Annotated in this window: 6 protein-coding genes; 4 read left to right on the plus strand and 2 right to left on the minus strand. The window is 62.7% G+C overall.

Going from position 1 to position 9008, the window contains the following annotated elements:
* The first annotated feature begins 34 nt into the window (after positions 1-34).
* The 4 genes from B2527_RS05985 to B2527_RS06000 all read left to right on the plus strand — a co-directional run bounded on the left by B2527_RS05985 (position 35) and on the right by B2527_RS06000 (position 6171).
* On the plus strand, positions 35-2512 hold the full coding sequence (locus B2527_RS05985) for a fimbria/pilus outer membrane usher protein (protein ID WP_293706625.1): 2478 nt from the start codon (positions 35-37) through the stop codon (positions 2510-2512).
* Positions 2503-3549 (plus strand): fimbrial protein, encoded by a 1047-nt coding sequence (locus B2527_RS05990; RefSeq protein ID WP_293706621.1) that lies wholly within the window; start codon positions 2503-2505, stop codon positions 3547-3549. The genes B2527_RS05985 and B2527_RS05990 overlap by 10 nt, the downstream gene beginning before the upstream one ends.
* A gap of 662 nt (positions 3550-4211) precedes the next feature.
* Positions 4212-5243, plus strand: coding sequence for a fimbrial protein (locus tag B2527_RS05995; RefSeq protein WP_414717010.1), 1032 nt, complete (start codon positions 4212-4214; stop codon positions 5241-5243).
* Positions 5244-5391: 148 nt separating this feature from the next.
* Entirely contained in the window at positions 5392-6171 is a 780-nt protein-coding gene (locus B2527_RS06000) for a DUF3667 domain-containing protein (protein ID WP_293706622.1), read from the plus strand.
* 19 nt (positions 6172-6190) lie between these two features.
* Here the strand turns inward: B2527_RS06000 and B2527_RS06005 are convergent, their stop codons facing one another.
* Both B2527_RS06005 and ettA read right to left on the minus strand, forming a co-directional pair.
* Positions 6191-7507 carry an NCS2 family permease gene (locus tag B2527_RS06005; protein WP_293706623.1) on the minus strand — a complete coding sequence of 439 codons (1317 nt, stop codon included), beginning with the start codon at positions 7505-7507 and terminating at the stop codon, positions 6191-6193.
* 445 nt (positions 7508-7952) lie between these two features.
* The coding region (ettA, locus tag B2527_RS06010) for an energy-dependent translational throttle protein EttA (RefSeq protein ID WP_293706624.1) at positions 7953-9008 on the minus strand (1056 nt) is incomplete at its 5' end.

The raw sequence follows: 9008 nt of genomic DNA on the forward strand, positions 1-9008 counted from the left end.
CCCCGAGCCGTCACCGAATCTGGGTGAGCAGATATTGCAGGGCCAGAATGGCCAGACGCGGTTCAAGGCGCCGGAGTTCGCGGAGTTCGATTCCAATTTTCTTTCCGGGTCAGGCCAGAAAGTTGACCTATCCGTCTTTCGGAACGGCAACCCGATGGTCGCGGGCGACTATCGGGTCGATATCTATGTAAACGGCACCTGGCAGGGGCGCCGTGATTTACCGTTCCGCGCCAACAGCGCCGGTGAGGTGGGGGCGTGCATCGACCTGAAGTTGCTGGAAGAACTGGGGGTGGACACGGCCCAGTTGCCGGCAGGTGATGGGGCAACAAGTGACTGCCTGCAGGTGCAGGAACGCATGCGCGATGCGTTTGGCGTGTACGACAGCGGCAACCTGCGCTATGACCTGAGCATTCCACAGGCTTTCATCCGCCGCCAGGCGCGTGGCTACGTCAACCCGGACCTATGGGACCGTGGGGTCAATGCCGGCTATATCGGCTACAGCTTCAATGCCGTTGATGGACAGACCCGCGGCGCGTTCGGCAGCCGCAACCGAAGCGCCTATCTTGGCCTGAACATGGGGTTGAATGTAGGGGGCTGGCAGCTGCGCCAGAACTCCAGCCTGACCTGGAACGAAGGCGATGGATCGCATTGGCAACGGATCGATACCTATGCGCAGCGTGGCATCGCGCGCGTGCGCGGCCTGTTGACCTTGGGGGAGACGTACACCAATGGTGAGCTGTTCGATTCGATCGGCTACCGCGGCATCAGCCTGGCCAGCGATGACCGCATGTTGCCCGACTCCCTGCGTGGCTACGCGCCGGTGGTGCGCGGTATCGCCGAAACCAACGCACGGGTGGAGATCCGCCAGAACCAGCAACTGATCTATTCCAGCACGGTATCGCCGGGCGCCTTCGTCATCGATGATCTGTATCCCACCGGTTATGGTGGTGATATCGAGGTGAGCGTGATCGAGGCCGATGGCCGCGTCCGCAGTTTCAAGGTGCCGTTCGGCGCGGTGGCGCAGATGTTGCGGCCGGGGCAGGCGCGCTATGCATTCGCGGTTGGCCAGGTACGCAACGATACGCTGCTGGACAATCCCTGGTTGGCGCAGGCCACCTATCAGCGCGGTGTTGCCAACCGGCTGACCCTGTATGCAGGCAGCCTGCTCAGCCGGAACTACGGCGCGGTGCTGTACGGCGCGGGGTTGAGCACGCCGGTGGGTGCAATCTCGATGGATGTCACCCACGCACGCACCCGGCTGCGGGATGGGACCGATCACCAAGGCGCGAGCCTGCGCCTGAGCTACAGCAGCCAGCTCGCGTCGCTGGGGACCAACGTGACCCTGGCGGCGTATCGCTATTCCACGCGCAGCTATTTCAGCCTGCAGGACGCGCTGGCCGCCAACGACGCCATAGAGCGCGGATTCGACACGCAGTTCTCCACCCGCCAACGCAGCCAGTTCCAACTGACCCTCAACCAACCCTTGGGCAGGCGCGCGGGGGCGTTGTACATCACCGGCTCGGTGCGGGATTTCTATGGCCAGCCCGGTACCAATACCCAGTACCAGTTTGGTTACAACAACAGCTGGCGGGCTATGAGCTTCGGTCTGTCGGCGATACGCACCGAGAACGGCTTCGGTGGCCCGCACGATACCCAGTATCTGCTGAGCATGAGCATGCCGTTGGGCCGCAGCAGCCGACCGATGTCGCTCAGTACCGACGTCGGCCTGCGCGATGGTGGCAGCGGGCGTGACAGCGGCCTGCGCTATGGCAGCAGCCGTGTCGGCATCACCGGCAGCGCCGGTACTGATAACAACATCAACTACGGGTTGACCCTCACCGATGCGCGTGATGCGGACACCAGTGCCGTTGCCACTGTCAGCTATCGAGGGCGCTACGCCACGCTGGACGGCTCCTATGGCTACTCGGACAGCTTCCGCCAGTTGTCCCTGAGCGCCAGCGGCAATGTGGTTGCCCATGCCGGCGGCATCACCTTTGCACCTTACCGCGGTGAAACCATGGTGCTGGTACAGGCACCCAACGCACAGGGGGCGGCGGTGCTCAATGCACCCGGACTGCGCGTGGATGGGCGCGGCTATGCGGTGGTGCCCTATGCGTCACCTTATCGGCTGAATGCCGTGACCTTGGATCCGGCCGGCATGGCCCAGGACGTGGAGCTGGAGAGCAGCAGCCAGTCGGTGGCGCCCTATGCCGGCGCGATCAGCCTGATGCGCTTCCAGACCCGCAGCGGACGGGCGTTGTTGATCAGTGTGCGAGGCGCAGCGGGACAATCGCTCCCCTTGGGAGCCGCAGTCAAGGATGAGCAGGGGCAGTTGGTTGGCCTGGTTGGGCAGGGTGGGCGTCTGTATGTGCGTAGTGAGCACGACAGCGGCCGGCTGCAGGTTGAATGGGGCGCGCAAGCCTCGCAGCGTTGCGTGTTCGACTATCAGGTGCCGGCCGTTGCTGGGCAGGACCAGCTTGGAATAACTTCTATGGAGACGGTATGTCGGTGATCCATCCAAGGGGACGCTTGCTTGTTGCTGCCGTGCTTGCAGTGTTGGGAACTGCTTGTTTCCAGCATGCTTCAGCCAACTGCGTTTTGAATCCGTTCGTGAGCTTCTCCGCGCAGAATATCGACGTCGATCTTGGCGAAATCAGTGTTCCTTCCAGCTTGCCGGTTGGTGGCGTATTTCTCACACGCAGCTACAACATCAACCAGAAGAGTTCGACCACTTTCCTCTGCGATCTGTGGGGGCCAAACAGTTCTTCATTGGTTACTTATCAAGCCAGTTTCAATGGCTATGTTTCAGGTGTGCCGGGCGGTCTTATCACTGCGGTACCCGGGATCGGGATCAGGATCACGCAGACAGCGACGGATTACAGGGGAATATTGGGCTCGTTCCATTACACCGGTGACATAGACTATCGGCTTGGGCAGGCGTTGGGTGTTCCGGCATCCAACGTAGTCATCGAGTTGATCAAAACCAGCACTACGGTGGGTAGTGGAAAAATCGGAAGTGACGGACTTTTCGCAGCGCAGCTGATGAATAATGCAAGAATTCCCATGGTCACCTTGAACCTCCGTAACGGGGGCGCAATCATCAAGCCGCCTACCTGTGAGGTCAGTGCTGGCAGCAAGAACATCGCGGTGAATTTTGGCCCGGTGGCGAGCGCTGCGTTCTCTGGAGTTGGGGCCATTGCCGCGAATCGGGACTTTGATATCGCGCTTGATTGCCAGAGCTCCAATGTAGCCAATGCCACGGTGGGGATTCGTGTGGATGCGCTTCAGGATGCTTCGAATTTTGCCGGGGCGCTACCCTTGGCTGCCGCTGCGGATGCAGCCTCTGGCATTGCGATTCAGATGGTACGCCGCGAAAGTCAAGGCGAACAGCCCGTGCGTTTCGGAGAAAATATCGTGCTCGTGACCGGCGCCATGAACGCAGGTAGGTTGGTTCTGCCACTGCGTGCCCGTTACATCCAGACGCGGGCGGGTACGGTGCTTCCTGGCAAAGCGGCTGGTTCGGCGACGTTTACCATCCAGTACAACTGAAGAAATCGGTTCTTCCGGACAGCTTTATTGCCAACTATCTGGCGTAACTGTGCCGCTGGATATTCCGCAGCGCTTGGGTATGTAATAGCTTCATCGAAGACGCATGACTGCATGCCAGTTTGCGAGGCATCCGCATCGAAGGAATGAATTCGATGCGTTTTTCATGTCCCGCTTGGGTGCGTTAGCTGATGCGCGCGTTGGGCGGTGTAGCCAGGGCGGCGCCAGGATGCTGGCAAAACCATCGCGCTTGAGTGGTAGCAATAGCAAATGGAGGTGCTTGCCTATGGATTCAGTTCCGCCGATGCAGTTTGCATCGGTCCCCTGACTTGTCTGCGGGCCCCACGACAGATGCGCCGGCTGCTGTGCCGTCGGCGAAGGCATAGGGTGTCAGCGCTGAGGCCTTGCGCGCTGGCGATTTGACCCGCTGCCAACGATGATGCAGGGAGGCTGTCTGTGCTGCATTCGCGCCAGCCTGTGCATGCGTAAGTGATACCTGTTGAACATGTTCTGCCGCGCTGGGTGTACAGCGGGGGCAGCGCAGGCTTGTTTGTAATCAACAGCGACGCCCCGTGGATCGGGGCGTTGCGTTTGACGTTGCGGCATCGCTGATCAATTGCCCGCATCGCGGCTGCGCTGCGGGCTTTCACGATGATGGAGGCAATATGTCATCGATTCAGAGACGTGTCCGTGCATGGCGGGCACCCGTTGTGGGCATGGTGGGCTGGGTACTGCTGCCGGCGGCACATGCCGCGTGCACGTTGAATGCGGGTGCCTTCGTACCGCAGGACGTGCAGATGGACATGGCGCAGGTTGTCATCCTGCCCAGCGTGCCGGTAGGGGCGGTGATCAAGGAACTGGTGGCGGCCATCAACCAGCGCGACCGTATTGGCCGGTGCAGCGGGGGAGGCAGTGCCATTGGCCGGTTCATCAATGCCGCACAGCAGCAGCTTGTGCCGGGTTTCAGCAATGTCTATGCCACCGATGTGGCGGGTGTGGGCATACGTGTCTACCGCGACTCGGGCACGGTGCAAAGCTATTACCCGCATACCTTGTTGGTTGGGGCAACCGATGCGGCGAGCCTGGCCGGTGGTACGTTCCGGGTAGAGCTGATCAAGACGGCGCAGGCAACCGGGTCGGGACCGATTGCACCCAGTGGGCGCTTCACCACTTACTATCTTGATGGCGACGGCCCGATCAAACCTGTGCTGGTATCCACGTTTCGCGGGACGGGCACGACGGTGGTCAGTGCAACCTGCGCCGTGCAAGCAGGCAGCCGCAATATCGTGGTCGCGTTTGGCGCGGTGCCTGCAAGCACCTTCACCGGGGTGGGCAGCCGAGCGGACAATCGTGATTTCGATATCCGCCTGGACTGCCAGGGCGGCAATCTTGCGCAATACCAAAGCCTGATCGGCATCCGCCTGGACGCGTTGCAGGACAGTTCCAGCCTGCCCGGGGTGCTGCCGGTGACTGCCGCGGCCAATGCCGCCGCGGGTGTCGGAATCGAGCTGGTGCGGCGTGTGGGGGCCACCGAGAGCCCGCTGCGCTTTGCCGAGGCCATCAGCCTTGGCAGCACCGTGGTGGGTGCCAGCACGCTGAGCTTGCCGCTGCGTGCGCGCTACATACAGACCCGGGCCGGGAGGGTGATGCCGGGCAGGGCGGATGGGGCGGCAACCTTCACCATTCAATACAACTAGCGCTTCGCTACGACAGCGGTGCCCGGCCATCCTGACGATGGTGCGGGCACCGGTTGTGAAGGCCCGGTGGCTATTGGCATGGATTGACGCCCCTCCCGCAGGTCGTTCTATGATGCCTGCCTTGCCAAACAGGGGGCTGTGCGTGGGGATGCACGCCAACGAGATCTGTATCAATTGTGATCGCAGGGTTGCCGAGCCTGCGCAGAAGTACTGCCCCGGCTGTGGCCAGCCCACGCCGGTGCACCGCATCGATTGGCATTTCCTGGGCCATGAGCTGGAGCACAGCGTGCTGCACATGGACCGGGGCATCCTGTACTCGCTCAAGCTGCTGATGCTGCAACCCGGCCGGCTGTTGCGCGACTACATCGAGGGGCGGCGCGGCAACCAGGTCAAACCGCTATTGCTGATCACGATGATGTCGGCGGCCGTGGTGTTGCTGAACAAACTGGTCAGCGGTGGCAGCCTGATGGACGGTGGCGCTTCCCAAGCCGTTGCCACGAACCAGGCGGTGCCCGTGCAGCTGCAGCACTTCATGCTGGCCTCGGCTGCGGTAGGGGAGTGGGTGAGTGGGCATTTCGCGGCTTTCACGCTGATGTTGCTGCCGATCGAGGCGCTGGTGTTCTGGTTGGTGTTCCGCCGCTTCAGCCGGTTGAACTACCCCGAATGGCTGGTGGTGACCACGCTGCTGACGGTGCAGACCTTCGTCATCTGGCTGCTGATGATTCCGCTGCACCGCTGGTTGCCCTTTGTGCAGTCGCTGGCGGGCTTGATGGGCATGATCTATGCCGCAGCGTCACTGATGCATTTCTTCGCCGCGCGTCCGTTGTGGTCCACGCTGTGGCGCACGCTGCTGGCGTTCGCCGTGTTCTCGGTGATCAGCTCGGTGCTGGTGCTGGGTGCAACGCTGGTGGTGATGTGGAGGGCGTGAGCCCCCCTCACCGCTGCGATCATTCCAACGCGTAGCGCAACACGAACAGGCCGGCCACCAGCCAGACGGCAGGGCGAACCTCGCGCCAGCGGCCGGTGCCGGCTTTCAATGCCGCGTAGGCAATGAAGCCGAAGGCCAGGCCATTGGCAATGGAATAGGTGAAGGGCATCGCCAACGCGCACAGCGCGGCGGGCACCGACTCGGTCAGGTCGTCCCACTTCACCTCCACCAGTTCGCGCAGCATCAGCCCGGCGACGAACAGCAGGGCGGGGGCGGTGGCATAGGACGGCACCATTTCTGCCAGCGGCGAGAACAGCAGGGCGGCCAGGAACAGCGCTGCCACCACCAAGGCGGTGAGACCGGTGCGGCCGCCAACCTGCACACCGGAGGCGCTTTCGGCAAAGGCGGTGGTGGAGCTGGTGCCCAGCAGCGAGCCGGCGACAATCGCGGTGCTGTCGGCCAGCAAGGCCCGGCCGAAGCGCTTCTTGCCATCGGCAAGGTTCAGCAGCCCGGCGCGCCCGATCACCCCGTACAAGGTGCCGGTGGCGTCGAATACTTCCACCAGCACGAACACCAGCACCACCTGCAGCAGCACCGCCAGCGGCGCGCCGCCGTCATGGTGCAGCAGGCCGGGCAGGTCCAGCTGCAGGAAGGTCGGGGCCAGGCTCGGCGGCAGCGAGACCAGGCCCTGGTACTGCACGGAGCCGATTGCCCAGGCTACGGCGGTGACCGCCAGGATGCCGATCAGGATCGCGCCGCGCACCTTGCGTGCTTCCAGAATGGCGATCAGCAGGAAGCCGCCCAGCGCCAGCAACGGCGGCGCGGTATTGAGCGGGCCCAGGGTGAGCATGGTGTCGCTGTTGGCGACAATGATGTTGGATTTCTGCAGCGCGATGATGGCCAGGAACAGACCGATACCGGCGACGATCGCCGAGCGCAGCGAGGCAGGAATGCCCGCCACCAGCCAGGCGCGGATGCCGGTGAGTGAAAGCACCCAGAACACCACGCCGGAAATGAATACCGCTGCCAGCGCCTGCTGCCAGGGCAGGCCGGCGGCACCGACCACGGTGAAGGCGAAGAAGGCATTCAAGCCCATGCCCGGGGCCATGCCGACCGGGAAGTTGGCGGCCAGCGCCATCACCGCCGACCCAATCGCCGCTGCCAGGCAGGTCGCCACAAATACCGCGCCGGGGTCCATGCCGGTGGTGCCGAGGATCTCCGGGTTGACGAAGACGATGTAGGACATCGTCAGGAAGGTGGTGATACCGGCCAGCACTTCGGTGCGGACGCTGGTACCGTGCTGTTGCAGTTTGAAGAGGTGGTCGAGCAGGGACATGGGGGAATTCCGTGGATTGCAGGCTGTGCCTCTCGCTGGGTGGGAGAGGGGGGCGAGAGCGGGGCTTTGCGCTTGCCTGTGATGCGTGGGCGAGCAGGACGTTGCCATCCCTTCTCCCGCATGCGGGAGAAGAGCCTGTCCCCGCGAAGGCGGGGATGCCCCGAAGGGGCGGATGAGGGGGAACTCCACCCGCTCTTCAGCTCTTTTAGCTTTTTTACAAAAACAAGCGATGCCAGTTTCTTGCGCAGAGCTTGCCCTCACCCCAACCCCCGCTCCGCGCCCCTGCCCTTGCGCTGGCGCAAGGGCGTTCGACAGGGGCACAAACCGATGGTTTGTAAACGCCCCTCTTTCACCCCGCAAGCGGGAGAGGGGCTCAAGCGGCGGCCATGCACTCTGGCGGCACCGCAAAAGCAGACGGCCGCACTGGGCGGCCGTCTGTCGGGTATTACTTCAGTGCCTTGAAACGCAGGCGCTTGGGACCGGCATCGTCGCCGAGGCGACGCTTCTTGTCCTCTTCGTACTCGCGGTAGTTGCCCTGGAAGAACTCCACGTGCGAGTCGCCTTCGAAGGCGATGATGTGCGTGGCGATGCGATCCAGGAACCAGCGGTCATGCGAAATGACGAAGGTGTTGCCCGGGAACTCCAGCAACGCATCTTCCAGCGCACGCAGGGTTTCGATGTCCAGGTCGTTGGACGGTTCGTCGAGCAGCAGCACGTTGCCACCCTGCAGCAGGGTCTTGGCCATGTGCAGGCGGCCACGCTCACCACCGGACAGCGAGCCCACCAGCTTCTGCTGGTCCTGGCCCTTGAAGTTGAAGCGGCCGATATAGGCACGCGACTGGATCTCGACACCATTGATGTTGAGGATGTCCAGGCCGCCAGCGATTTCCTGGAACACGTTGTGGTTGCCGGTCAGCGCATCGCGGCTCTGGTCGACGTAGGACAGCTTGACGGTCGGGCCGACCACGATCTCGCCCGAATCCGGCTTTTCCTGGCCGGTGATCATCTTGAACAGGGTCGACTTACCGGCACCGTTCGGGCCGATGATGCCGACGATGGCACCCGGCGGGATGATCATCGACAGGTTGTCGATCAGCAGGCGCTCGCCGAACTTCTTGGAGACATTCTTGAACTCCATCACCGAGTTGCCCAGGCGCTCGCCCGGCGGGATGAAGATTTCATTGGTCTCGTTGCGCTTCTGGTAGTCAACGCTCTGCAGTTCTTCCAGGCGGGCCAGACGGGCCTTGCCCTTGGTACGGCCACCCTTGGCGTTCTGCCGCGACCACTCCAGTTCCTTCTGGATCGCCTTTTGACGGGCCTTTTCCTGGTTGTCTTCCTGCTTCAGGCGCTCGTCCTTCTGCATCAACCATTCGGTGTAGTTGCCCTTCCACGGAATGCCGCGGCCGCGGTCCAGTTCCAGGATCCACTCGGCGGCGTTGTCCAGGAAGTAGCGATCATGGGTGACGGCCACCACGGTGCCGGTGTAGCGCGCCAGGAACTG

Source organism: Stenotrophomonas sp. UBA7606, from assembly GCF_002477705.1.
In the GTDB taxonomy this organism is placed as follows: Bacteria; Pseudomonadota; Gammaproteobacteria; order Xanthomonadales; family Xanthomonadaceae; genus Stenotrophomonas.

Excerpts from the sequence above, each read along its gene's own strand:
- B2527_RS05990 (WP_293706621.1), top strand. The coding sequence starts at position 2,503 with ATGTCGGTGATCCATCCAAGGGGACGCTTGCTTGTTGCTGCCGTGCTT.
- B2527_RS05995 (WP_414717010.1), top strand. The coding sequence starts at position 4,212 with ATGTCATCGATTCAGAGACGTGTCCGTGCATGGCGGGCACCCGTTGTG.
- B2527_RS06000 (WP_293706622.1), top strand. The coding sequence starts at position 5,392 with ATGCACGCCAACGAGATCTGTATCAATTGTGATCGCAGGGTTGCCGAG.
- B2527_RS06005 (WP_293706623.1), bottom strand. The coding sequence starts at position 7,507 with ATGTCCCTGCTCGACCACCTCTTCAAACTGCAACAGCACGGTACCAGC.